Below are 23,583 nucleotides of genomic sequence, written 5' to 3'. Positions count from 1 at the left end.
CGCCGGGCGCGGCACGGCTCAGCGGTGTTCACGGTCGAAGCGTTCTTCGGCCTCGCTCAGGTGGCGCAGCAGCACATGGGACACCAGGTTGACGCCGATGCCGCCGAACATGACGGGGAAGATGTAGAGCGCGATGGACAGCTCAGAGATGAACACCGCATCATCGGCCAGCGACGGCGTGATGCGGGCCAGCTTGGCCAGACCTTGGAGCAGGTACACATCCAACCCGGCAATGAGCACCAGCACCAGGCCGAACAGCACGACCGTGGTGCGCGAGATGGCGCGGCGCACCAGCAGCGCCGCGTAGATGGCAGTCGGCAGCACCACCGAGAGCGCCACCAGCAGCCAGAAGCGCACTTCGACAAAAACGCTGGGGGCGGGTAACGGTGTCACGGCGCAGCCACCACCCGTGCGCGTGCGTTGGGCGCCTCGCCAAACATTTCGGGCGCGTACAGGGCCTCGACGCGGCTGGGGGGCAACGCGAAGTCGCCCACGTTGTTCAGGCGCACGGTGTATTCCATTTTGACGGTGCCCTTGGGCAGGTATTCGTAGTAGCTGCGGAAGGCCTCGAAGCTGCGCTCTTCAAACGCGGGCCAGCCCAGCCCACTGCGCTTTTCGCCCTGGGTGGCGATCTCGGAGTCGCGCCCCAGGCCGCTGCCCAGAATGGTGGCGCCGCCCGGAATGGGGTCGGTGATGGCCACCCAGGTCATGTCGGCCTGGCCTGTGACTTCCAGCGTGATGCGCAGCACGTCGCCGCGCGTGTACTGGCCTGCGGGCAAGGCCTTGTTGGCCTGCTCGATGGGTGTGACGGTTTTCTGGATGCTGTAGCCCGCGCTGAACGGCGCCTTGAGCTGCACCGCAGCCACCGACTGCAGCGTGAGCCAGGGCTTGCCCGGCCCCTGGTGCGTGACGGACAGGCCTTCTTTACCGCCCGCAGCGCCCCAGGGCAGGAACATGGCGTTGCCCCGCAGCATGCCGGGCGCCGCAGGGGCACCAAACGCGCTGGCTTGGTGGGCTGCACCTTCCGCATCGGTGGGCTTGATGCGCTCGACCTTGCTCCAGTCCACGCTGTCCGTGTGGCTGCCCATGGCCGCCTTGGTGGTGCCCGAGACGGGCGTGGCCTCGAACTTGGCCGAGAATTTTTCGAGCGCCAGGCCGCCCCACAGGTTGGCGGTGGTGGTGTGCCAGGCACCGCCCTGCTGGCGGGCGATGAAGCCATTGGCCAGGCGGCCCATGTCGTCCTTCCAGTCGGGGTTGTCCATCACGGCGAGCAGGAGGCGCGCAAGGTTCACGTCGCCGTTCTGCATCAGCCACCACCAGTAGTCGTCGCGCTCGGTGCTCAGCAGCAGCTTGGTGCCCTGGTAGCTCAGGCGGGCGCGCAGGATTTGCGTGGCCTCTTGCAGGCGTTTGTCGCGCTCGGGGATGTCCTGCACGCGCCGCAGGATGTTCATCCAGTCGATCACGCTGTGCGTGGGCCACTGGTTGGGCGCGATGGTGACACTGGCCAGCATGCGGCCCTGGGCCTTGCCGTAGCGCGAGAGCGCTTCGATGGCGGCGAGCTTGCGCATGTCCAGGTCTTTGCGCGGGCTCCAGAAATTGCGCTCGATGCGCCCTTCCACAAAGGCGATGAGGCCGCGCTCCATGGGCGCGCGCACCTCGCCCGGCAGGGCAAAGGCGGGGTTGATGCTGGCGGCCTCGTGCGCGCTCGCCAGCAGGTAGGCGGTCAGGGTGTCGCTCCCCCGGTGGGTGTCGCCCTCGCGCGGCGGGAAGTAGTTGGCCAGGCCATCGCCGTCCAAATAGGTGGGCAGTTGCGCCACGACGGTCTGCCAAAGCTTGCCGTCGCGCAAGCCCACGGCCTTGCTGGTTTTTTGCTCCAGGCAGGCAAACGGGTAGTTGGCCCACCAGTCGCGCACGCCGGGCAGGCCCTCGGCCAGTTTGGGCTGCAGCGCCAGGCGCAGGCCCCCCCGCCCGGGCAGCGCATCGGCGGGGAGTGCAGCGTCCAGGGTGTAGCTGCCGTCCAACTGCACCAGCGTGGCCTGCTGCACCGTGAGCGGCACAGCCGGTATCAGGCGCTGGCTGGCCTTGAGCGCATCGCGCGCGCCGCCTAGCTGGTCTTTCGCTTCGATCTCCCACAGCAGGGCCTGAACGCGGGTCTGCGCTAGCTGGGCCGGGGCTTTTACGCTCCAGGCCACTTCACGCGCCTCACCGGCGGGGATGTCCACGGTCTCAGTCTTCAAGCTCAGCAGCGTCGCGCGGGGCGTCACCTCCACCTTCATGGCGGCCTTGGTGGTGTTGCGCAGGGTGAACTGGGCGCGGAACTGGTCGTCCTCGCGCACCAGGGGCGGCAGGCCGCTGATGATTTGCAGGTCTTGCGTGGCGCTGATCTGGGTGCTGCCCGTGCCGAACAGGCCGGTGGCGGCATCGGCCACGGCCACGATTTTGAAGGTAGTGAGCGCGTCGTTCAGCGGCACCGTCACCTGGGCCTGGCCATTGGCGTCGAGCTGCACCTGCGGGTTCCACAGCAGCAGGGTGTCGAGCAGTTCGCGGGTGGGGCTGCGCCCCCCGCCGCCGCCTGCTGCCACGGCTTTGCGGCCGTAGTGGCGCCGCCCGATGATTTCCATCTGCGCGGTCGAGGTGGCAACGCCCCAGCTGCGCCGCTGCAACATGGCGTCCAGCACATTCCAGCTGGTGTTGGGCATGAGCTCGAGCAGCGCCTGGTCGACGGCGGCCAACGCCACCTCGGCGTGGGCGGCGGGCTTGCCATTGGGCAAGGTCGCGGTAATAGTGACCTGCGCCTTGCCGCGCACGGGGTAGCTGGCTTTGTCGGCCACCACTTTCACGTTGATCTGGTGCGCCTTGCTGCCCACCTTGATCTCGGCCATGCCCAGGCGGAAGGCCGGTTTGCTCAGATCGACCAGCGCCGTGGGCGCCACGTATTCCTTGCCCTCGTACCAGAAGGCGGTCCACCACTCGCGCGGCGCCTTGAAGCCCCAGGTGAAGAAGCTGTACCAGGGCACCTCGCGCAGGCGCCCGCGCAGCGCCAGCACGCTCACATACACGTTGGGGCCCCAGCCCTCTTGCACCTGCAGGCTGACCGTGGGGTCCTTGCCGTTGAGCTGCACCACCTGGGTGTCGATGATGCCTTCGCGCTCCACCGTGACCAGCGCCGTGGCAAAGCGGAAGGGCATGCGCACCTGGAACTTGGCGGTGTCGCCCGGCTGGTAGCTCTTCTTCTCGGGCAGCAGGTCCATGCGGTCGTGGTTTTCGCCGCCAAACCACAGCTCGCCCTGGCGCGTGACCCACACGGACGAGGCCGCATCAAAGGTGTTGCCGTCCTTGTCGCGTGCGGTGGCGACCAGTTCCACCTCGCCGGGCTCATCGAGTTTGGTCTCGCACAGCAGCAAGCCGCGTGCGTCGCTCTTGCCGGTGCACACCGTGCCCAGGTCTTTGGTTTCGGTCTTGTTGTCGTAGCTGTAAAAGCCCCCCACCATGCGCTTGCGGCTGCTGGTGGTGATGCGGGCAATGGCCTGCACCTGCAGCGGCACGTCGGCGGCGGGCTTGCCGTCGGGCGTGAGCGCCAGTGCCTGGAAACGGATTTTCTGGCTGGCCGAGACCCAGCCTTCGGTCTTGATACCAGCCAGCACCCCGGCTGGCCACAGGCTGCTGGTGCTGCGCAGGGTCTGCACTTCGCCGTTGGGGTCGGCATAGGTGGCTTCGATCAGCAGGTCTTGCGCCGTGCTGGCGCGGGGCACGTTCTCCAGCGCGATGCGGCCTGTGCCGTTGCGGTCCAGGGTGAGCGGCAGCTTATCGGCAATCACGCGCGGCGCCTGGCGGGCGGTTTCTTCCTCTTCTCCCTCTGTGCTGCCTTGCTGGCGACCCCGGGGCGGGTTGAAGCTGAAGGCGTCGTAGTCGTCAAAGTGCAGGTATTTGCTGCGCACCAGGGCCGACACGCGCACGGGCAACTGCGCGGCAGCACCACCGGCCACGTAGTTGACCTGCACACTCGCGGGCACGGTGCGCACATTGACCAGCGGTGCCTTGTCGGCCGGGCCCACGCGGCCCTCGAACACGGGCAGGCGGAATTCTTCGACCCGGAACTGGCCCGACGTAAAACTGCGCCCATCGCTGCGGCTGCTGTGCAATGCAACTTCGTACACGCCCAGCTTCGCTGCGGGTGGCACCGCAAACTCGCTGTGCGCACTGCGCCCGCCGGTGGCTGTCTTGCGCCAGGCCAGGGGCTGGGTGAATTGCTGGCCGCTGCCCACATGGGTGATGACCAGGGAGTCAGGCTCCTGCGCAGGCAGGCCAAAGCCGCCCCGTGTCTCGGTGCGCAGCAGGTGCTTCATGGACACCGTTTCGCCAGCGCGCAGCAGTGTGCGGTCGAAGATCGTGTGCGCCCGCTCGTCGGGGCTCGCGTCGTTGCTGGTGGGCACGTTGAAGCGCCAAGGCTCAATGCCACGCTGCCAGTCGCTCCAGGTGAAGGCCATGTCCGGCACACCGTCACTCCCCTGGTGGCGCGCACTGATGAAGTAGGCATCGCCCCCGTCGCCCTGCCCACGGCACAGCGGCGGGTCGGACGACAGGCCCTCGAAGCGCGCCACGCCTTGTGCATCCGTGGTGCCCGAAGCCAGTTCGCGGCCATTGCAGTCGGACACGCGCACGCGGGCGCCCTCCACGCTCTGCCCTTTATCGAGCGTGGTCACCCAGGCCATGGCGTTCTCGCGGCCCAGCTTGAAATGCACTCCCAGGTTGGTGACCAGCGCCGAGGTGCGCACAACCATGGCGCGCGCTGCGCCGTGCCGCGCATCGAGCAGCGATGCGCCCAGCAGCGGCGACGCAACCTCCACCACATGGAAACCCGGCGCCAGCGGAATGCCCACCACCTCAAACGGGCGGGGGTCGGTACTGACCGGCTTGGGCAGGTCCAACGCACGCACACCCGGCTGGCCCGAGAGCAGCGAGAGCATGCGCGACTGCACGTAGTGTTTGTCGCCGTCCAGCACCTGAGGCAACGTCCCCTTGACGTCACGCCGCGCCTGCTTGCGCTCCACCATGTAGTTGTTGTACTGCTGCACCTTGCGGAACCAGGCAATGATGTCGGCGTCGTTCTCGGGGCGCAGTGTGCTGACCTGGCCCGCAGGCGCGGCATCACCCCCGGGTTGCAGGCCTTGCACGCGCAAGGCGGCCTCGACCTTGCGCAGCGTGACCGGCAGCAGCGCCGGGGTCTGCGGCCCCTCGGCCAGGCGCTCGACAATGCCAAACGGCGCAGCGGCAAACTTGGCCAGCGGCGGCATGCCGCCCGTGGCCACCCTCAAAGGAAAGCTGTCGGCGTTGGACAGGGCACGGCCCGCGGCATCCTTCAAACCCTTGGGCAATTCCAGCTGGAACTCGGTGCTCTCGGCCAGGGGCGCGGCAAACTGCACGCTGCTGACCAAGCCCTCGGCGGCTGTGCCCTCATCCTCGCCGCCCGTCTGGGGTTTGATCGACTCCAGGGGCGACTTCAGGCGAATCGCCGCCGCCAGCTTGCGCGGCACGGGTGCGTTGAAAGACAGCGTCATCGGCCGGATCGGCAGGCAGGCCGCCTGGGCGTTTTCACGCTCGCAGGTAAATTCAGCCAAAAACGGTGCACGCACCTCGAAGGTAAAGCGTTTTTCCACGTTACCGGCCACCCCGCTGGGCGTGACGACACCTTTGCCCCACACCAGTTGCACCCGCGACGAAGGCGTGAGCCGCCGGTTGCACGCCAGCGTGACGATGGACAGCGGATCGCGCGCGGCTTGCTTGTCCAGGCCCTGGGCCTGGAGCAGCGCGGCACGGTCCTTGCCATCGATCAGGCGCACAGGCACACGCTCGCCCACGCCATCGGCGGCGCACCACACATTCGCCTGCACGCTGGCCAGCTGCGCGGGGCCATTGAGCTGCAGTACAAAGAACTGCTCTTCGTCGATGTGCTCGTAGGTGCCGGGCCGTACGTTCTGCACATAGGGCCCTCCACTATTGAATTGATAGCTGGCAGCGCTCTTCAGTGGGGCGCCAGAGGCCGATTTGAAGTCAATTTTTGGCAGCACGGTGCAGCGCACACCGGGCGGCATGTCGCGGGCCAGGTCAAACACCCATTCGCGCTCGCTCGTCCAGCGCCCGGTGCCTTTGCTGGCTTCGGCGTCGGTGCAGTTGACGGCAAAGGGCGCTGGAGCCTTGGGGTCACCAAAGGTGGTGGCTGCGCTGTCAAACTTGACCACGACCTGGCGCACGCGGGCCACTTCACCCTGGGGCGATACGCTGGTCACTTGCAGGGCCTGGGCGCTGGCGGCGACCAACGCAAAACCCAATACGGCGGCAATTTCTCTGGTATTCACCCTGGACTCCTCGGCAGAACGGGTAAGCGTAGCGGAAAATACGGCGTTTCAGGCACGGCGCACAGGGATGACGCACTTCCCGGGACGGCTCCCGGCAGGGTTTGCCGCGAGGCACACCCACACCATCCTGCCCGCACAATACGGCATGCCCACGCGATTCGATCTCTCCTTCAGCCAAGAACTCTGTGACGTCCTGCATGCAGAGTTGGGCCTGGTCTGTAGCTTCATGGGCGAAGCCGGGCAGATCGTGGCATCGAGCGAGCGTGAACGCATTGGCCAAGCGCATGAGATAGCGCAGCGCATCATGCAGGGTGCGCTGGAGGAATACAGCATCACCCCGCAAGAAGCCGCCCGCTCGACCACCATGCGCGAGGGCATCAACATGGGGATCGACCTGGGTGGTCAGCGCGTCGCCTGCTTTGCCATCGCCGGTCCGCTGGACATGGTGCGCCCCCTGGCCCGGTTCGTACGCTTTTGCGTGGTCTCACTGCTACAAGTGCGTCCAGAAGTGGACACACCTTCTGCACCCGCCCTTGCTGCCCTCGCACATCCTGCTGGAGACAATCCCTCTAACGCACGCCTGACCGATCTGCTGGGCCATGCCAGCCAGGCCGTGGCATTCAGCCTGCGCCGCCTGCACGACGCAGTCCACCACATCGACCAGGGCATCACCTTGTTCGACAGCAGCCTGCGGTTGGTCGTATGGAACCGCCGATTTGTGGATCTGATCGGCGCGCCCGCCGCCTCGGTCCAACCCGGCCAGCCGCTGGAAGACTTGTTGCAGCGCTATGCAAAGAGCGCCGGCCTTGCTGCGGCAGAACTGCAGGCCCTGGTGGCCCGCAGAGTGGCCCGCGTGCGCGCGGGTCAGCCCAGCGCGTTCGAGCATGTCAGCCCCCAAGGAACCGTCCTGGCCATCGTAGACCGGCCTCTGCCCGACGGCAGCCTGGTCTCTACTTACACCGACATCACGGAAAAGCACCGGGCCGACGCAGCCCTGCGCGCAGCCTACGAAAACGCCGAACGGCAGGTTGAGCTGCGCACCCGTACGCTGGCGGATTTTGCCAACCTCTCGTCGGACTGGTTTTGGGAACAAGACACCGCGTTTCGTTTCACCCGGTTTTTCGGGCACTCGATAGAAAAGCTGCACCGAGAGCCCGGCTACTTTCTGGGCAAACGGCGCTGGGACATGCCTATTCGCGGCATCACCGGCGAACAGCTTGCCGAACACATTGCCTGCCACGAGCGACATGGGCTTTTCCGCCATTTCGAGTACGAAATCGACGCACCAGATGGCTGCACACAGTATTTTTCCGTCAGCGGTGCCCCCCGGTTTGACGACCAAGGCCACTTCGTGGGCTACCACGGCATCGGCAGCAACATCACCGGTTTGCGGCACGCCGAACTGGCCATCCGCGAGCGTGAACGCCAGCTCGCACAAATTGTGGACGGCAACCCGCTGGCCACCTTCGTCATCGATGCCCACCGGCACATCACCCACTGGAACCGCGCCTGCGCAGCACTGACCGGGATGGAGGCTGCCGCGATGCTGGGGCACCACGAACCCTGGCGCGCCTGGTACGAGAGCCCCCGGCCCACCTTGGCCTGTCTGCTGGTCAACCAAGCCACGGACGAAATGCTGGCCACCTACTACCCCGATTTCCGCCACTCCACGCTGATCGCCGGCGCACTGGAGGCCGAGGTGCATCTCCCTGGCCGGGGCAACGACGAGCGCTGGCTCTCCATGATGGCGGCTCCGCTGCGCAATGCCCAAGGCACGCTGACGGGCGCGATCGAAACCGTGCAGGATGTCACCGCGCGGCGGCGAGACCAGCAACTGCTGGAAGATCGCAGCGCAGCGCTACAACAGGCCAATCTGGTGATGGAAGAGCGCGTGCACATGCGCACCGAGGAGCTGTCCCGGCAGCTGGGCTTCATGCACCAACTGATCGAGGCGATTCCCAGCCCCGTGTTCTACAAGGACGCCCAGGCCCGCTACCTGGGTTGCAACAGCGCGTTCGAAGCCTTCATCGGAAGCCCCGCAGCCCACCTGATTGGCAAAACTCCCCACGACATTGCCCCCAAGGAGCTGGCAGACCGATACCTGGCCGCAGACCGATCCATTCTGGACCACCCCGGAAAACAGATTTACGAAAGCGACGTCCGCCACGCCGACGGGCAACGGCACCGCGTCATCTTCCACAAGGCCACGTTCACCCACCCTGACGGCAGCGTGGGTGGGCTGGTTGGCGTCATGCTCGACATCACCGATCGCATACGCATGGAAGACGATTTGCGCCAGGCTGCCACGGTGTTTGACAACATCGCCGAGGGCGTGACCATTGCCGAGCGTGACGGCACCATCATTGCCGTTAACCGTGCGTTCAGCGCCATCACCGGCTACGACCGCACAGAAGTGATTGGCCAAAACCCCCGCATATTCCAGTCGGGGCGGCACGATCGCAAGTTCTACGCCGACATGTGGACGGCCATCACCAGCCACGGCCGCTGGCAGGGCGAGGTCTGGAACCGGCGCAAGACGGGCGAGATCTATCCGCAATGGCTCTCCATCACGGCGGTGCATGCTCCTCAGGGCCCAACAACCCACTATGTCGCCACGTTCTCCGACATCACGCACCAGAAACAGAACGAAGAGCGCATCCAGTTGCTGGCCTTCTCCGACCCACTGACCGGCCTGCCCAACCGGCGGCTGTTGCTCGACCGCCTGGAACACGCGCTCATCGTCAGCACACGCAACCAGCGCCGGGGCGCGCTGTTCTTCATCGATCTGGATGACTTCAAGGGCTTGAACGACACGCGCGGCCACCACATGGGCGACCTGCTGCTGCAGCAGGTCGCCCAGCGCCTGGTGGCCTGCGTGAGCGAAGGCGACACGGTGGCCCGGCTCGGAGGCGACGAATTCGTGGTCATGCTCGAAGGTCTGAGCCCGGGCACCCTGGAGGCCGTCAAGCAGGCCGAGGCGGTTGGCAACACCATCCTGCACGCCCTCAACGAACCCTATGTGCTGCAGGACAACGTGCACCACAACACCCCCAGCATTGGCGTGGTGCTGTTTGGGGAGCCTCAAGGCTCGGTGGAAGAACTGCTCAAGCAGGCCGACCTGGCGATGTACCGCGCCAAGGCCTCAGGGCGCAACGCCATGTGTTTTTTCGACCCGCAAATGCAGTCCGTGCTGGCCGAACGGGTGGCGCTTGAAAAGGAACTACGCATCGCACTGCAACGGCAGCATTTCGTGCTGCACTACCAACCCCAGGTGAACGAGGCTGGCGCCATGGTCGGGGTGGAGGCGCTGGTGCGCTGGCAGCACCCCGAGCGCGGCATGGTTTCGCCGCTCGACTTCATTGCGCTGGCAGAGGACACCGGCCTGATCCTGCCGCTGGGCCACTGGGTGCTGGAAACCGCATGCACGCAACTGGCCGCATGGGCACAGCGCGCAGACCGCCAGCACCTGACGATGGCCGTCAATGTAAGCGTGCGGCAATTCCACCATGCCGATTTCGTGGAGCAGGTGCTCAGGGTGCTGCAGGCAACCGGCGCCAACCCGCAGCGGCTCAAACTTGAACTGACAGAAAGCCTGCTCATCACCCAGGTTGACGAAGTGGTGGCCAAAATGAGCGCCCTCAAAGCCCGGGGCGTGTGTTTCTCGCTCGATGATTTCGGCACGGGGTATTCATCGTTGGCCTACCTCAAGCGCCTGCCGCTGGATCAGCTGAAAATCGATAAAAGCTTTGTCTCACATGTGCTGACGGACACCAACGATGCGGCCATCGCCCGCATGATCGTGGCCTTGTCTGAAAGCCTGGGCCTGGAAGTGATTGCCGAAGGGGTGGAGCACGCCGACCAGCGGGATTTTCTGGCGCAGCACGGCTGCCACGCTTACCAGGGCTACTTCTTCAGCCGCCCTCTGCCGCTGAACGCCCTGGAGGCCTACGCCGATGCCCATAGGCTGGCAAGTGCCCCCGCTTGAAGCATCCATCGCAAGGCGTCAAACCAGCCTTGCGCGGTGACGCTCGATCTGCGCCTGCACCTGGATGGGTGCCGTGCCCCCCAGCGTGCTGCGGGCGTTGAGCGAACCGCGCAGGCTCAGGCACTCATACACATCTTTTTCAATCTGCGGGTGAAAACCTTGCAGAACGGCCAGGGGCAGTTCGGACAGGTCGCAAGCGTGTGACTGGGCCGCCTTGACGGCATGTGCCACGGTTTCGTGCGCGTCGCGGAACGGCAGGCCCTTTTTCACCAGGTAGTCGGCCAGGTCTGTGGCGGTGGCGTAGCCCTTCTTGGCGGCGTCTTCCATGGCCTGGGCGTTGACGGTAATGCCACCCTCCTTCTGGCCCGTGGCGGGGTTGAGCTGGCCACCCACCATCTCAGCAAAGATGCGCAGCGTGTCCTTGAGCGTGTCGACGGTGTCGAACAGCGGCTCCTTGTCTTCCTGGTTGTCCTTGTTGTAGGCCAGGGGCTGGCCCTTCATCAGTGTGATCAGGCCCATCAGGTGGCCGACCACACGGCCGGTCTTGCCGCGCGCGAGTTCCGGCACGTCGGGGTTTTTCTTCTGCGGCATGATCGATGAGCCGGTGGTGAAGCGGTCGGCAATCTTGATGAAGCCGAAGTTCTGGCTCATCCAGATGATGAGTTCTTCGCTCAGGCGGCTCACGTGCACCATGCACAGGCTGGCGGCAGCAGTGAACTCGATGGCAAAGTCGCGGTCGCTCACGGCGTCCAGGCTGTTCTGGCACACCACGGGGAACCCGTTCACATCCACCATGCCCAGCGTTTTCGCCACGCGCTCGCGGTCCAGCGGGTAGGTGGTGCCGGCCAGCGCGGCGCTGCCCAGGGGCAGCACGTTGGTGCGGCGGCGCACATCCTGCATGCGATCAAAGTCGCGCGCAAACATTTCCACATAGGCCAGCAGGTGGTGGGCAAAGCTGACGGGCTGGGCCACCTGCAGGTGGGTAAAACCGGGCAGGATCACCTCCACGTTGCGGCTGGCCACTTCCACCAGCGCCTTCTGCAGGTCGGTGAGCAGGCCGGCAATCAGATCGATCTCGCCGCGCAGCCACAGGCGCACATCGGTAGCGACCTGGTCGTTGCGGCTGCGGCCGGTGTGCAGGCGCTTGCCCGCATCGCCCACCAGTTGTGTGAGGCGTGCCTCGATGTTCAGGTGCACATCTTCCAGGTCCAGCTTCCACTCGAACTGGCCGGACTCGATTTCCTGCGTGATTTGCGCCATGCCGCGCTCGATGTCGGCCCGGTCCGAAGCGCTAATGATGCCCTGGGCAGCGAGCATTTCGGCATGCGCCAGGCTGCCCGCAATGTCGGCCTGCCACAGACGCTTGTCAAAGAAGACGCTGGAGGTATAGCGCTTGACGAGGTCGCTCATGGGTTCGGAAAACAGCGCCGACCACGCCTGCGCCTTGGTATCGAGCTGATTGTGTGACGGGGCGGAGGCTTGGGCTTTGGGCATGGCAGGGCAATAATCCAGTGAAACAGACACCCGGAACACCCGGATGCCGCAATGCAAGAGACGCAAATTTTATCGACCCTTCCGGGCGATCCCCCTACAACCGCTTTCACGGCACGCTCCAGCGTGCCTGCGGGGCGTGCGCTGGTGTTCGATGCCTGCCATGCGGGCGTGGTGCTGCGCGCGGTGATGTTCGTGGAAGTGGTGCTGGCCGTGGGCGTGCTGTATGGCGCGGAAAACCTGCCCGACTGGGTGGCTCGGCTGGCTCTGCTGACCGGCGTGGCCCTGCCCGCCACGCTGGCCTGGCTGGTCGCCGCCTGCAGCCTCAAGCAGGTGCTGCAACGCTTGCCCACCACCGGCCAGTATCTTGCGGGTGTGCTCCTGGGGGCGCTGGCGGGTGCCGGGGCCTGCGGCATGCTCTTTTTGGTGGGCGCTGCATTGCAGCCCCCGTGGGTAGCCAGCGCCGCCTCGGGCGCACTGCTGGCCGCGCTGCTGGTCGCCGCCCTGGTACTGCGCGCGCGCGGTCGCACGCCCGCCGCCACCACGGCCCGCCTGACCGAACTGCAGTCCCGCATTCGCCCACACTTCCTGTTCAACACACTCAACAGCGCCATCGCCCTGGTGCGCGAGGAACCCGCCAAGGCCGAGTCGCTGCTCGAAGACCTGAGCGACCTGTTCCGCCACGCACTGGTCGAGCAGGGCGAGGCCGTGACCTTGGCCGAAGAGATCCAATTGGCGCGCCGCTACCTGGCCATCGAACAGGTGCGCTTTGGCGACCGGCTGCGCGTGCAGTGGCAGCTCGACCACCGCACCGACGCGGCACTGCTGCCCCCGTTGCTGCTCCAGCCCCTGGTAGAAAACGCCGTCAAGCATGGCGTGGAGCCCAGCGCCCGGGGCGGCAAACTGCGCGTGCTGACCGAATTGCGGGGCAGCCGCGTGGTCGTGCGCATTACCAACACCTTGCCCGAAGGCCAGCCCAACCACAGTAGTGCATCGCGCGGTCATGGCATTGCCCTGGCCAACGTGCGTGCCCGCCTGGCCCTGCTGCACGACGTACAGGGCGAATTCAGCGCAGGCATCGAGGAAGGCCTGTACCAGGTGCGCATCACCCTGCCCGCGCCCCTGTTCACACCCGAAAAACCACCCGCCGCCACGCCCCGCCAACGGGCACGCACGCCATGAACATCCTCATCGTTGACGACGAAACCCTGGCCCGCAACCGCCTGCGCACTTTGCTGGGCGATTGCGCCGACACCGAACGCCACAACCTGGCAGAAGCCGCGACGGCCGCCGAGGCTCTGGCCCTGCTGGCCCCCAGCGGCGGACGGGCGTTTGATGTGCTTTTGCTGGACATCCACATGCCTGGCCAGGACGGCCTGTGCTTGGCGCAGGCCATTCAGACGCTGAGCTACCCGCCCGCCGTAGTGTTCGTGACAGCCCATGCCGACCATGCCGTCAGCGCATTCGAACTGGACGCCGTCGACTACCTCACCAAGCCTGTGCGGCTAGAGCGCCTGCAACAGGCCCTGGCCAAGGTGCAGCGTGCTCTGGGCCCCGCCACTGGCACCACGGGGAATGCGCCAGCGGCCACCTTGCCAGCAGGCGAGGCCCTGGTCATCCAGGACCGAGGCCGCACCGAGCGTGTGCCACTGGCTGAAGTGCTTTTCCTCAAGGCTGAGCAGAAGTACGTGACCGTGCGCACCACAGCACGCAGCTACATCCTGGATGGCTCGCTGAACGAACTCGAAGCCCGCTATCCTGGACAATTCCTGCGCATCCACCGCAATGCCCTGGTCGCCCGCCGGGCCGTGCGTGCCCTGGAAAAGCACTATGACCCCGAGGAAGGCGATGGCTGGGCCGTGCGCCTGCATGGCCTGGCGCAGTTGCTGACGGTGTCGCGGCGACAAGTGATTGCGGTGCGCGAAGAAATCGCACACCGCTGATCTGCTCCCCGGCCCATCAGGCGGGCGGGCCGACCAGACGAGGCGCCCAATCTTCCACGGCACCGCTGTCGAGTCGGCGCTGCAGCAGGCGCTGCCAGGAAGCAGGCAAGGGCAAAGCCAGCGCAGCCTGTAGCTGCGCACCATCCAGCACCGGGCGGTACAGCAGATCGAGCAGACGCTCCAGAGTCCACAAGGGGAAAGGCCGCGCCTCCAGCACCAGCGCGGCCCCTGCCCCAAAATCCCCCTCCTCCAGCACGCGGTAGTACCAACCCGTGCGGTGTGTCTGCTGCACGCGCCGCGCCATGTCTGGCAGGCCAAACCGTTCGTTGAGTTTCCAGCAAGGCTGGCGGGCCTGGGTGACCTCCAGCAGCACATCCCCCACGCGCCACTGGTCACCCAGGCACACCGTGGCCTCGGTCACGCCCTGGCTGTGCAGGTTCTCGCCAAAAGCGCCCGGGGCATCCAGCATGGCGTGGGCACCCAGTTCGGTACGCCAAGCGGCATAGTGCTCCTGGGGATAGTGGTGTACGGCCTTTTCCACACCGCCATGCAATCGAAGGTCGCCCTGCGCGTCACCCTGCAGACCCAGCGCAGTGGCACGCACGCGGCCTTGCACGGGCGTCTTGTGAATACCGCTGAGGCTGCCCCTGGCAAAAGGCACGGCAGCACCGGCACACACCACCAACAAAGCGGCCGCCGGTGTGACAGCATCGCTCATGGTCAACGCCCCAGGCTGCGTTTGAGTTCCTTGAGCAACAACGTCACCTGGTTGGAAGCGTGCCGATAGCCTCCCTTGAAGACCTGATGGGCTTTCTCATGTTCGCCTGCCTGGCTCAACGCCACCACGCTGGCCGCCTGGCCGTGGAAATACGCATGCCGCTGCACCAGCATCTCAAAAGCCGGGTAGTGGCCCAGACGGTCGCGCCCCTCGCCCTGCAGCCACTGGCCCAGGGGGCAGTGCTCGTACTGGCGAACCTGCTCGGGATCGAGGTTTTCTTCGGATTGCCCCGCCAGTAACTTTTCCAGGCGCAGCTTCCATTCTTCATGGCTGGCGATGGCCGCATCGATATCGAATTCGGTCATCAAGGTGGCTGCGTATTCCGGGTCGAGAATCAGCTCGCTGGCATTGTCCTCATAAGCCCAGGTGGTTTCGGGACTGGACGAATCCTGCTCCCGTATCTTGAACATGCGACTGAAGAAACCCATAACTTCCCTCGTTGTGATTCGAACGACCCGCTGTGGGCATAAATCGCTTTATGGCGATATATATGGATACATTCTGTGCCAGCTGGCGCGATTTGAACAGGCACTCGCACTGACGCATATTTTTTTGCGGAACTCAACTTCCCAGGCACTGCCATGGCAGCCGGGGCAATCTGGGCAACAATCGCCCCATGACAACCTCCCATCGCCCCGCACTGTCCATGCTGGACTTGGTGGCCGTCCGTGAGGGCGGCACCGTGGCCCAAGCGCTGGCCATTGCCCTGCGCACCGCTCAGCACGCTGAATCCTTGGGGTTCCAGCGCTATTGGCTGGCCGAGCACCACAACATGGCAGGTATCGCCAGTTCGGCCACGGCAGTACTGGTGGGCCACATCGCGGGAGGAACGCAGCGCATGCGCATCGGCTCCGGCGGCGTGATGCTGCCCAACCACGCACCGCTGGTAGTGGCCGAAGCTTTTGGTACGCTGGCCGAGTTGTACCCCGGCCGCATTGACCTGGGCCTGGGTCGCGCACCCGGCACCGACCCGCTGACCATGCGTGCCCTGCGCCGCGATCGACCAGAAACGGCAGAGGATTTTCCGCACGATGTAGCCGAGCTGCAGCGCCTGCTGGCACCCGCGCAGCCCGGCCAGCGCCTGGTGGCTACGCCTGGCGCTGGCACCCAGGTGCCCATCTGGCTGCTCGGCTCCAGCCTGTTCTCGGCCCAGCTGGCGGCAGAACGCGGGCTACCCTATGCTTTTGCCTCGCACTTTGCACCGCGTCTGCTGCTGCAGGCCATCGAGCTGTACCGCCGCCTGTTCAAGCCTTCAGCAGCACTGGCCAAACCTTATGTGGTGATCGGTGTACCCCTGGTCGCAGCCCCAACAGACGACGAAGCCGCCTACCTGGCCAGCAGCACCGGACAGCGCGTGCTCGGTATCCTCAAGGGCGAGCGGCTTCTGCTGCCACCCCCCATCAAAAACTATTCCGCCCAACTGCAACCGCAGGAACGTGCCGCGATCGACGACTTCCTGGCCGCCGCCGTGGTCGGTGGCCCGGATACTGTGCGCGCGGGCCTGGAGAAGCTTGCCCAAGCCACCAGCGCGGATGAACTGATGCTGGTGTGCGATGTGTTCGACCCAGCGCTGCGCCTGCGCTCGCTCGACATCGCGGCGCAGGCACACAGCGACATGCGGGTCACAGGCTCTTCGATGTCCGCCTGAGAAGGGCGCAACGAATCCCTGCGTTTACCGCGCCAGGTAGCCGCCATCCACGGGATAGTAGGCTCCGGTGACGAACGAGGCCTTTTCGGAGGCCAGCCAGGTCACCAGTTCGGCGACTTCTTCCGGGCGGCCCAGGCGTCCAATCGGGTGTGCAGCCACTAGCATGGCGTTGATGCCAGCATCCTGCTCCAGCGCACTGATCATGGGGGTGTGAATAAACCCCGGGCCCACAGAGTTGAGGCGCACGCCTTGCGCGCTGTACTCCAGCGCCGCGGCTTTTGTCAGCCCCAATACGCCATGCTTTGCCGCCGAATACGCGGGTGACGTGGCAAACCCCACCGATCCCAGGATGGACGCCATGTTGATAATGGAACCGCCGCCGTGCTTGAGCATGGCGGCAATCTGGTACTTCATGCCATAGAACACGCCCGAGAGGTTGATGTTGATGACCTGGGCCCAGCCGTCCAGCGGATAGTCGGCCGTGGGGGCCTGCGGACCACCGATGCCGGCGTTGTTGCACGCCACATCCAGTCGGCCGTATTGGGCCACGGTGCGATTCACCAGGGCTTCGCAGTCCCCAGGCTTGCCCACATCGGCCGCAACAAAAAGAGCATCCCCACCTGCTGCGCGCACCAGAGCGGCCGTTTCTTCGCCTGCCTGCGCATCGATGTCAGACACGACAACCTTGGCGCCTTCGCGTGCCCACATCAAAGCAACCGCGCGCCCGATACCCGACGATGCGCCGGTAACGATTCCCACCTTGTTCTTCAGCATGAAGGCTCCTTATCCAAAACGCCTGCAACCCATTGCCACAGGTTATGTTCCATTCTGCGACTTCTGCACGCCAGGACCTTGACATTGGTCATGTCCTTGGCGCAGCCACCATGCGTCCGCAGGAGCCGCGGACAGCAGCTACCATCGCAGACTCGCATATCTTTTGTTTGCGTACGCTTGTTGTGTAATCCACAGTCCGTCCGACCCCATTCTCACCACCTTGCCCGCATCGCATGCCCGCTTTTTCCTTCGAAGCCCTTGACGACCAGGGCCTGACCCGCAAGGGCGTGGTCGAGGCCGATACGGCCAAGGCCGCCCGCGGCCAGCTGCGCGCGCAGGCACTGGTGCCGCTGGTCGTGGAGCTGGTGGGCGACCAGGCCAGCAACGGGGTGGGCGCCGCAGGCCGCAGCCTGTTCACCCGTCCGGTCTTTGGCGCCACGGCCCTGGCCATTTGGACGCGCCAGCTCGCCGGGCTGGTCTCCTCGGGTCTGCCGCTGGAGCGTGCACTGACGGCCCTGTCCGAAGAGTCTGACAACGAACGCCAGCGCCACCTGGTGGCCGTGCTGCGGGCCGAGGTCAACGCCGGCTCCACGTTTGCCCGGTCTTTGCAGCAGCACCCACGCGAGTTTTCCGACATCTACTGCGCCGTGATTGGCGCCGGTGAACACAGCGGAAAACTCGGCCTGGTGCTCGAACGCCTGGCCGATGATCTGGAAGAGCGCCAGGAACTCAAGGCCCGGCTGGTGGGCGCCGCGCTGTACCCGGCCATCGTCACGCTGGTGGCCATCGCCATCGTGCTGTTTCTGGTCAGTTACGTCGTGCCCCAGGTGGCCAGCGTCTTTGCGGGCAGCAAACGCGCATTACCCTTTCTCACCGTGGCCATGCTGGCCATCAGCAGCTTTGTACGCACCTACGGCGCGTGGATGTTGATTGCTCTTGTTTTAATAGCTATTGGCGCCCGCTGGTCCTTGTCTATTGAGGCTTTTCGTGAAAAATTCGATGCGGCCTGGCTCAATGTCCCAGTGGTGGGGCGACTGGCGCGGGGCTACAACGCGGCCCGCTTCGCCAGCACGCTCGCCATGCTGGCAGGGGCGGGCGTGCCCATCCTCAAAGCCTTGCAAGCCGCCGCTGAAACCCTGCACAACCGCGCCTTGCGCGCCGACGCCCTGGATGCCTTGGTGCTGGTGCGCGAGGGCGCGCCCCTGGCCTCGGCCCTGGCCCAGAAGCGCAAATTCCCCAGTCTGCTGCCCATGTTTGCGCGCCTGGGCGAACAGACAGGCCAGTTGCCCGTGATGCTGCAGCGAGCGGCTACTCAGCTTTCAGCCGAAGTGCAGCGGCGCTCCATGCAGCTGGCTACCATCCTCGAGCCCCTGCTCATCGTCACCATGGGCGTGGTCGTGATGCTGATCGTGCTGGCCGTGCTGCTGCCCATCATCCAGCTCAACCAGTTCATGAAATAAGGCACGCCCCCCTGTGTCGCTTCGCTCCTTCCCCCCTCTCTCGCCCCGCTGTGCGATGCGGGAGGGGGGACGCCACCAGCGCGGCGGGGCGGCCCTTGCGCGGTGGCCGCTGGCCTGGGCCGCGCCATTTCGTGCGCTGCACATAGCGCGAGCACACAGTGAAGCCCCTTACGGAGATCCGCAATGGCCGTAACAATGGACGACAAGCTAGTGGTGGCGATTTCGTCGCGCGCCCTGTTCGACTTCGAGGAGGAAAACCGTCTGTTCGACCAGGGCAACGCGCAGGCCTACATGCAACTGCAACTCGAACGCCTCGATGTACCGGCGCCGCCGGGCGTGGCGTTCTCGCTGGTCAAGAAGCTACTGGCCTTCAACGAGCCCGGCCAGCAACGCGTGGAGGTGGTGGTGCTCTCGCGCAATGACCCGGCCAGCGGCATGCGCGTATTCCGCTCGGCCCGTGCGCACGGTCTGGCCAGCGTGCAGCGCGGCGTGTTCACGCAAGGAGCGGCACCTTTTCGCTACCTGCGCCCCCTGGGCGCGCACTTGTTCCTCTCGGCCAATGCCACCGACGTGAGCGAGGCCCTGGCCATGGGTTACCCAGCGGCACGGGTGGCCACCCAGTCGGTACAGGCCAGTGTGGCGCATCCGCACGAGGTGCGCATTGCCTTTGACGGAGATGCCGTACTGTTCTCTGACGAGGCCGAGCAGGTGTTCCAGTCTGCAGGGCTCGATGCTTTCCAGGCACACGAGCAAGAAAAGGCCCTGCTGCCATTGCCCCCCGGTCCGTTCAAGCCCTTTCTGTCGGCCCTGCACCGCCTCCAGCACAGTGGCGCGCCCAGCATGCGCATCCGCACCGCATTGGTCACGGCGCGTGGTGCGCCAGCGCACGAGCGCGCCATCCAGACATTGATGAGCTGGAAAATCACCGTGGACGAAGCCATGTTTCTCGGCGGCATGCCCAAAGGGGAGTTCCTGCGCGAGTTCGAGCCCGATTTTTTCTTTGACGACCAGACGGGCCACGTCACTTCAGCTGCGCTGCACGTGCCCGCCGGTCATGTGAGCAGTGGCATTGCCAACCGGCCGGTCAACACAAACAGGTGAGGAGGGGAACTTCCTGCGCCGACGGATGCCCTACTGCGGTGAATCACTTCGACACTCCTCTCAATCAACGCAATGGCAGTGCGCGCGTGCTTGCGGCGCGCACTCTCCTGGGCAGTGCCATCGCACTGCTCATCGCGTTGCCCGCACAAGCCGACAACCCAGCACCCGAACCTGCGCAAGCAGGTTTGAGCAAAGGTGAAATCAAGGCCCAGCGGGAATTCAAACTGCTCGACTTCAATGGCGATGGCCAACTGAGCCGCAGTGAAGTACGCCTGTTCCCCCGCCTGGCCGCGGCCTTTGACAGCGCGGATACGAACCACGACGGGCAGATTTCTTACGAAGAAGTGCGTGCTTTTGCGGCCACCTACCGGGCCGAACGGGCCCGACTGCGTGCTGCGCAGGCCAATACGATGCCGCCAAGCGAGGAGAAATGACCGGTGGCTGGCGAATCTACCCACCGAGCAAGCGGTAAAAAATTATACAAAAGTGGCTTGAACGCTTTATGGACAAGCGTTTGAAGCTACAAAAAAAAGAGCGCTAAACCGGCAAACCCATTACCCCCCGGTACGCTTGACCTTGGGATCGGAATACGTGAGCGGCTCGTCGTTGCGGGCCTGCTGGGCCATGCGCTCTTGCAGCGTCGTTTTGTTGACATCCTGCGCTAACTCGATGGCACTGCCGCTGGCACGCCACATCGATTGCAGGAATTCCAGCAACTGCTTGTAAATCGGCTCCTTGGGCGGCTCAGGCGGTTCTTCGACCGTGTCCTTTTTCTTGACCTCCGTCCAGTCGCGGTTCGACGTGTCCGGGGCGGACGGTTTGTCCGGCGTTTTCACGACGGCCCCCTCACCCAGTCGGTCCATGGACTCGACGGGGTTGGCGGCGTTGATCGGGCGCACTGGTACAGCTCCAGATGCCCCGGTGGAGTACAAATCAGCGCCCTGGGGGCGCCAGATCGGTGATCGGTCTACAGGTGGCAGTTGCATGACAGTGGCCTCGGTAAATGGAAAAACCGGGGAGGCTTTATCCCCTTCTCGTACCTCTATTACGGCAAAAAGAAGGGGGAGTTAAGCCTTTTTTCAACGATCAATGCAAAAAAAGGGAATTTACCGGGTTTGTACTTACAAAAACCGCTCCAGCAGGCGGCGCGACGCCCGGTCCAGGGCTGTGCTGTCGGCAATCGCATACTGCACACCCGAGGCGCTGGCAATCAGCAACGCGGTGCGGCCGCGCAGCCGACGAATATCCTCTTCGGCCTTCAACACCAGAGCGCTTGTGCCGCGGTCAGTCTCCACTTCCCAGGTGCTGGGCGTGGAAAAACTCGAAACACTGAGGATTTTTTGGATAGTGGGCACAAACTCCCGTGCGGCCAGCTCCTCCCGAACCAGCGCGAGTGCAGGTGCCGGCAGGTCGTCCAGGCGGTCCAGCCACAGCAGTTCGTGTCCATCTGAGCCGACCAGGGACAAGCCCTCATCGGGCGCCGCCAGCGGGAAGGCTCGCACGGGCAGCACACCGGCATGCACCGTGCCATTAGGCAGGGTCAGCACCAGGCGCCCATGGGCGTCGCGGTGCATTTGCGGAAGAAGTGACGGGGTGGCGTTCTGCATCAGGGGCCTCGCAGGCATATCAAGAATTGCCGGCCGGATGGGCCGGGTGCAGCAAGCTGCTGTCAAGGATGAGCACGCCCGCGGCCTGGGCATCTTCCTCTGCGCGGCGTGCCTGCGCCTCATACAGCCGCCAGTAGGCGCCCTGCTTTTCCATCAGTGCGTCGTGCGCACCGACCTCGACCACTTCGCCCCGGTCCATGACCACCAACCGGTCGGCCTTGCGCAGGGTGGAAAGACGGTGGGCAATGGCAATGGTGGTGCGGCCTTGCACCAGGTTGTCCAGCGCCTTCTGGATTTCCTTTTCAGTTTCGGTATCCACGGCAGAGGTCGCCTCATCCAGGATCAGGATGCGCGGATCAATCAGCAACGCGCGGGCAATGCTGATGCGCTGGCGCTCGCCTCCCGACAGGCCCTGGCCGCGCTCGCCCACCAGCGAGTCATAGCCGTGCGGCAGGCGCAGGATGAATTCGTGCGCATGGGCGGCACGCGCGGCCGCAATGATCTCGGCGCGCGTGGCTTCGGGTTTGCCGTAGGCAATGTTCTCGGCAATCGTGCCGAAAAACAGGAAGGGCTCCTGCAGCACCAGGCCGATGTGGCGCCGGTAGTCAAGCACGGAGAAACGCCGGATGTCGATGCCATCGAGCTGGATGGAGCCCTCGCTCACGTCGTAAAAGCGGCAGATCAGATTGACCAGGGTGCTTTTACCCGAGCCGCTGTGGCCCACCAGGCCGATCATCTCGCCGGGGCGGATATCGAGATCTAGGTTCTTGATAACGGCCCGGCTGCCATAGCGGAAACCCACGCCGCGCATGGCGATGGCCCCTTGCACCTTGCCCACCTGCACCGGCTGGGCCGGGTCGGGCACGTTGCTCACGTGGTCCAGGATATCGAAGATGCGCTTGGCGCCGGCAGCAGCCTTTTGCGTGACAGAGACGATGCGGCTCATGGAGTCGAGCCGCCCATAGAAGCGCCCGATATAAGCGATGAAGGCGGTCAACACACCCACAGTGATCTGGCTTTTGGACACCAGCCAGATGCCGAAGCCCCAAACGACGAGCAGACCGATCTCGGTCAGCAAGGACACCGTGGGCGTGAACAGCGACCAGGTCTTGTTGAGCTTGTCGTTGACTTGCAGGTTGTGCTGGTTGGCATCGTGAAAGCGCTGGGCCTCGCGCTTCTCCTGGGCGAAGGCCTTGACGACGCGGATACCAGGAATGGTGTCCGCGAGCACGTTGGTCACCTCACTCCATACACGGTCAATTTTCTCAAACCCGGTACGCAGACGGTCGCGCACCGTGTGGATCATCCAGCCGATGAAAGGCAATGGCACCAAGGTGACCAGCGCCAACCAGGGGTTGATGGAAAACAGGATGGCTGCCGTCATGCAGATCATCAGCACATCGGTGACGAAATCGAGCGCGTGCAGCGACAGGAAAACGTTGATGCGGTCGGTCTCCGAGCCAATGCGTGCCATCAGGTCGCCCGTGCGTTTTCCACCGAAATAATCGAGTGAGAGTCTGAGTAAATGCTCATACGTGGTGGTGCGCAGGTCGGCGCCAATGCGCTCGGACACCAGCGCCAGGATATAGGTACGCGCCCAACCCAGCCCCCACGCCAGCAACGCCGATGCCAGCAGGCCGCTCAGATACATCAGCACCAGAGCAGGATCGATCTGCTTGCCGTTCTGGAACGGGATCAGGATGTCATCCATGATCGGGATGGTCAGGTACGGCGGCACCAGCGTGGCGGCCGTGGAGGCCAGCGTCAGCCCGAAACCGGCAGCGAGTTGCATTCGGTAGGGATGCGCAAATCGCCACAGGCGCAGCAGCACCCAGGTCGACGGCTGAGGCGTCTGCGCGCGCGCGCAGGCCGGACATTCTTCGGTATCGGGCGGCAGCAAAGCCTGGCACACGGCGCAGCGGGCTTCGTCAAGCTCCTCGGCCAGAGCGCCGCCCTGGACGGCCAGGCGCTCGGTCAACTGCTCGAAGCGCTGCGCGAGCTGCAAAGCCTGCGCCTGAGCGCCCAGGGTGAAACGCCAGAACGCCAGGCGCTGTTGCGCATCGTGCAGCTCGATCGTGCCAACGCCTCCATGGTCCAGCAGGCGCAGCGACTGGCCCGGCGTCAGTGCCCACTCGCGCCAGGTAACAGCCCCGGGGTCGCAGGCCAGCAGGCGGCGCTGCGTCACGACCAGCATGCCCGTGCCAAAGTGCAGATGGGCGTCCAGGTCAACCGCCAGGGCTGCCCGCACGTTTTCGTCGGAAGCGAGCATGGCCCGCAAACCGGCCCCGAAAGGGCTATTCAAGACACCGAAGGCGTCCTCAAGATGGTGATGTTGCATTTTGGTTGGTATTTCCTCCGCCCCCGTCGGCGTAGCGTGCCGAACGTTGCGCTTACGCGGATTCTCCCTGATGGGGGCCAGCCGGGTGCACAGCGCACACAT

At 64.9% G+C, this 23,583-nt stretch carries 16 protein-coding genes; 7 read left to right on the top strand and 9 right to left on the bottom strand.

Annotated features, from left to right (window positions below; all coding sequences use genetic code 11):
• Positions 1 to 18: 18 nt before the first annotated feature.
• Both ACYVOC_RS05335 and ACYVOC_RS05330 read right to left on the bottom strand, forming a co-directional pair.
• Entirely contained in the window at positions 19 to 393 is a 375-nt protein-coding gene (locus ACYVOC_RS05335; protein WP_461161090.1) for a hypothetical protein, read from the bottom strand.
• Positions 390 to 6,356, bottom strand: a complete 5,967-nt coding sequence (locus tag ACYVOC_RS05330) for an alpha-2-macroglobulin family protein (protein WP_461161089.1) — start codon at positions 6,354 to 6,356, stop codon at positions 390 to 392. The genes ACYVOC_RS05335 and ACYVOC_RS05330 overlap by 4 nt, the downstream gene beginning before the upstream one ends.
• A gap of 145 nt (positions 6,357 to 6,501) precedes the next feature.
• Between ACYVOC_RS05330 and ACYVOC_RS05325 the strand changes: the two genes are divergently transcribed.
• Entirely contained in the window at positions 6,502 to 10,341 is a 3,840-nt protein-coding gene (locus tag ACYVOC_RS05325; RefSeq protein WP_461161088.1) for an EAL domain-containing protein, read from the top strand.
• A gap of 18 nt (positions 10,342 to 10,359) precedes the next feature.
• On the opposite strand, the gene argH is transcribed toward ACYVOC_RS05325, so the two are convergent.
• Positions 10,360 to 11,835 carry an argininosuccinate lyase gene (argH, locus tag ACYVOC_RS05320; protein WP_461161087.1) on the bottom strand — a complete coding sequence of 492 codons (1,476 nt, stop codon included), beginning with the start codon at positions 11,833 to 11,835 and terminating at the stop codon, positions 10,360 to 10,362.
• Positions 11,836 to 11,886: 51 nt separating this feature from the next.
• On the opposite strand from argH, the gene ACYVOC_RS05315 reads away from it, so the two are divergent.
• Together ACYVOC_RS05315 and ACYVOC_RS05310 are read left to right on the top strand one after the other, a co-directional pair.
• Positions 11,887 to 13,014 (top strand): sensor histidine kinase, encoded by a 1,128-nt coding sequence (locus ACYVOC_RS05315; RefSeq protein WP_461161086.1) that lies wholly within the window; start codon positions 11,887 to 11,889, stop codon positions 13,012 to 13,014.
• Positions 13,011 to 13,775, top strand: a complete 765-nt coding sequence (locus ACYVOC_RS05310) for a LytR/AlgR family response regulator transcription factor (protein WP_461161085.1) — start codon at positions 13,011 to 13,013, stop codon at positions 13,773 to 13,775. Before ACYVOC_RS05315 ends, ACYVOC_RS05310 begins: the two co-directional genes overlap by 4 nt.
• A gap of 16 nt (positions 13,776 to 13,791) precedes the next feature.
• Here the strand turns inward: ACYVOC_RS05310 and ACYVOC_RS05305 are convergent, their stop codons facing one another.
• Together ACYVOC_RS05305 and ACYVOC_RS05300 are read right to left on the bottom strand one after the other, a co-directional pair.
• On the bottom strand, positions 13,792 to 14,493 hold the full coding sequence (locus ACYVOC_RS05305; protein ID WP_461161084.1) for an MOSC domain-containing protein: 702 nt from the start codon (positions 14,491 to 14,493) through the stop codon (positions 13,792 to 13,794).
• A gap of 2 nt (positions 14,494 to 14,495) precedes the next feature.
• On the bottom strand, positions 14,496 to 14,981 hold the full coding sequence (locus ACYVOC_RS05300; RefSeq protein ID WP_116002866.1) for a CZB domain-containing protein: 486 nt from the start codon (positions 14,979 to 14,981) through the stop codon (positions 14,496 to 14,498).
• A gap of 188 nt (positions 14,982 to 15,169) precedes the next feature.
• Between ACYVOC_RS05300 and ACYVOC_RS05295 the strand changes: the two genes are divergently transcribed.
• On the top strand, positions 15,170 to 16,201 hold the full coding sequence (locus tag ACYVOC_RS05295; protein ID WP_116005896.1) for an LLM class flavin-dependent oxidoreductase: 1,032 nt from the start codon (positions 15,170 to 15,172) through the stop codon (positions 16,199 to 16,201).
• A gap of 24 nt (positions 16,202 to 16,225) precedes the next feature.
• Here the strand turns inward: ACYVOC_RS05295 and ACYVOC_RS05290 are convergent, their stop codons facing one another.
• On the bottom strand, positions 16,226 to 16,975 hold the full coding sequence (locus tag ACYVOC_RS05290) for an SDR family oxidoreductase (protein ID WP_116002864.1): 750 nt from the start codon (positions 16,973 to 16,975) through the stop codon (positions 16,226 to 16,228).
• 233 nt (positions 16,976 to 17,208) lie between these two features.
• On the opposite strand from ACYVOC_RS05290, the gene gspF reads away from it, so the two are divergent.
• The 3 genes from gspF (at position 17,209) to ACYVOC_RS05275 (ending at position 19,970) form a co-directional block, all read left to right on the top strand.
• Positions 17,209 to 18,435: a type II secretion system inner membrane protein GspF gene (gene gspF / locus ACYVOC_RS05285; protein WP_461161083.1), complete on the top strand. Its 1,227-nt coding sequence runs from the start codon at positions 17,209 to 17,211 to the stop codon at positions 18,433 to 18,435.
• Between the two features lie 183 nt (positions 18,436 to 18,618).
• Complete coding sequence (locus ACYVOC_RS05280; RefSeq protein ID WP_116002860.1) at positions 18,619 to 19,536, top strand: 5'-nucleotidase; 918 nt, start codon at positions 18,619 to 18,621, stop codon at positions 19,534 to 19,536.
• A 38-nt stretch (positions 19,537 to 19,574) separates the two neighbouring features.
• Positions 19,575 to 19,970, top strand: a complete 396-nt coding sequence (locus tag ACYVOC_RS05275) for an EF-hand domain-containing protein (RefSeq protein ID WP_461161082.1) — start codon at positions 19,575 to 19,577, stop codon at positions 19,968 to 19,970.
• Between the two features lie 120 nt (positions 19,971 to 20,090).
• On the opposite strand, the gene ACYVOC_RS05270 is transcribed toward ACYVOC_RS05275, so the two are convergent.
• The 3 genes from ACYVOC_RS05270 to ACYVOC_RS05260 all read right to left on the bottom strand — a co-directional run bounded on the left by ACYVOC_RS05270 (position 20,091) and on the right by ACYVOC_RS05260 (position 23,481).
• Positions 20,091 to 20,522: a hypothetical protein gene (locus ACYVOC_RS05270; protein WP_116002859.1), complete on the bottom strand. Its 432-nt coding sequence runs from the start codon at positions 20,520 to 20,522 to the stop codon at positions 20,091 to 20,093.
• A 135-nt stretch (positions 20,523 to 20,657) separates the two neighbouring features.
• Positions 20,658 to 21,143 carry a cyanophycin metabolism-associated DUF1854 family protein gene (locus tag ACYVOC_RS05265; RefSeq protein ID WP_116002857.1) on the bottom strand — a complete coding sequence of 162 codons (486 nt, stop codon included), beginning with the start codon at positions 21,141 to 21,143 and terminating at the stop codon, positions 20,658 to 20,660.
• Positions 21,144 to 21,162: 19 nt separating this feature from the next.
• On the bottom strand, positions 21,163 to 23,481 hold the full coding sequence (locus tag ACYVOC_RS05260; protein WP_116002855.1) for a cyanophycin metabolism-associated ABC transporter: 2,319 nt from the start codon (positions 23,479 to 23,481) through the stop codon (positions 21,163 to 21,165).
• Positions 23,482 to 23,583: the final 102 nt, after the last annotated feature.

It is taken from the genome of Simplicispira piscis, from assembly GCF_054783455.1.
This window is presented reverse-complemented; position numbering and strand designations above follow the sequence as displayed.

Coding starts and splice junctions, on each gene's coding strand:
- gspF (WP_461161083.1), top strand. CDS start 17,209: ATGCCCGCTTTTTCCTTCGAAGCCCTTGACGACCAGGGCCTGACCCGC.
- ACYVOC_RS05325 (WP_461161088.1), top strand. CDS start 6,502: ATGCCCACGCGATTCGATCTCTCCTTCAGCCAAGAACTCTGTGACGTC.
- argH (WP_461161087.1), bottom strand. CDS start 11,835: ATGCCCAAAGCCCAAGCCTCCGCCCCGTCACACAATCAGCTCGATACC.
- ACYVOC_RS05265 (WP_116002857.1), bottom strand. CDS start 21,143: ATGCAGAACGCCACCCCGTCACTTCTTCCGCAAATGCACCGCGACGCC.
- ACYVOC_RS05260 (WP_116002855.1), bottom strand. CDS start 23,481: ATGCAACATCACCATCTTGAGGACGCCTTCGGTGTCTTGAATAGCCCT.
- ACYVOC_RS05305 (WP_461161084.1), bottom strand. CDS start 14,493: ATGAGCGATGCTGTCACACCGGCGGCCGCTTTGTTGGTGGTGTGTGCC.
- ACYVOC_RS05300 (WP_116002866.1), bottom strand. CDS start 14,981: ATGGGTTTCTTCAGTCGCATGTTCAAGATACGGGAGCAGGATTCGTCC.
- ACYVOC_RS05290 (WP_116002864.1), bottom strand. CDS start 16,975: ATGCTGAAGAACAAGGTGGGAATCGTTACCGGCGCATCGTCGGGTATC.
- ACYVOC_RS05315 (WP_461161086.1), top strand. CDS start 11,887: ATGCAAGAGACGCAAATTTTATCGACCCTTCCGGGCGATCCCCCTACA.
- ACYVOC_RS05310 (WP_461161085.1), top strand. CDS start 13,011: ATGAACATCCTCATCGTTGACGACGAAACCCTGGCCCGCAACCGCCTG.
- ACYVOC_RS05270 (WP_116002859.1), bottom strand. CDS start 20,522: ATGCAACTGCCACCTGTAGACCGATCACCGATCTGGCGCCCCCAGGGC.
- ACYVOC_RS05280 (WP_116002860.1), top strand. CDS start 18,619: ATGGCCGTAACAATGGACGACAAGCTAGTGGTGGCGATTTCGTCGCGC.
- ACYVOC_RS05295 (WP_116005896.1), top strand. CDS start 15,170: ATGACAACCTCCCATCGCCCCGCACTGTCCATGCTGGACTTGGTGGCC.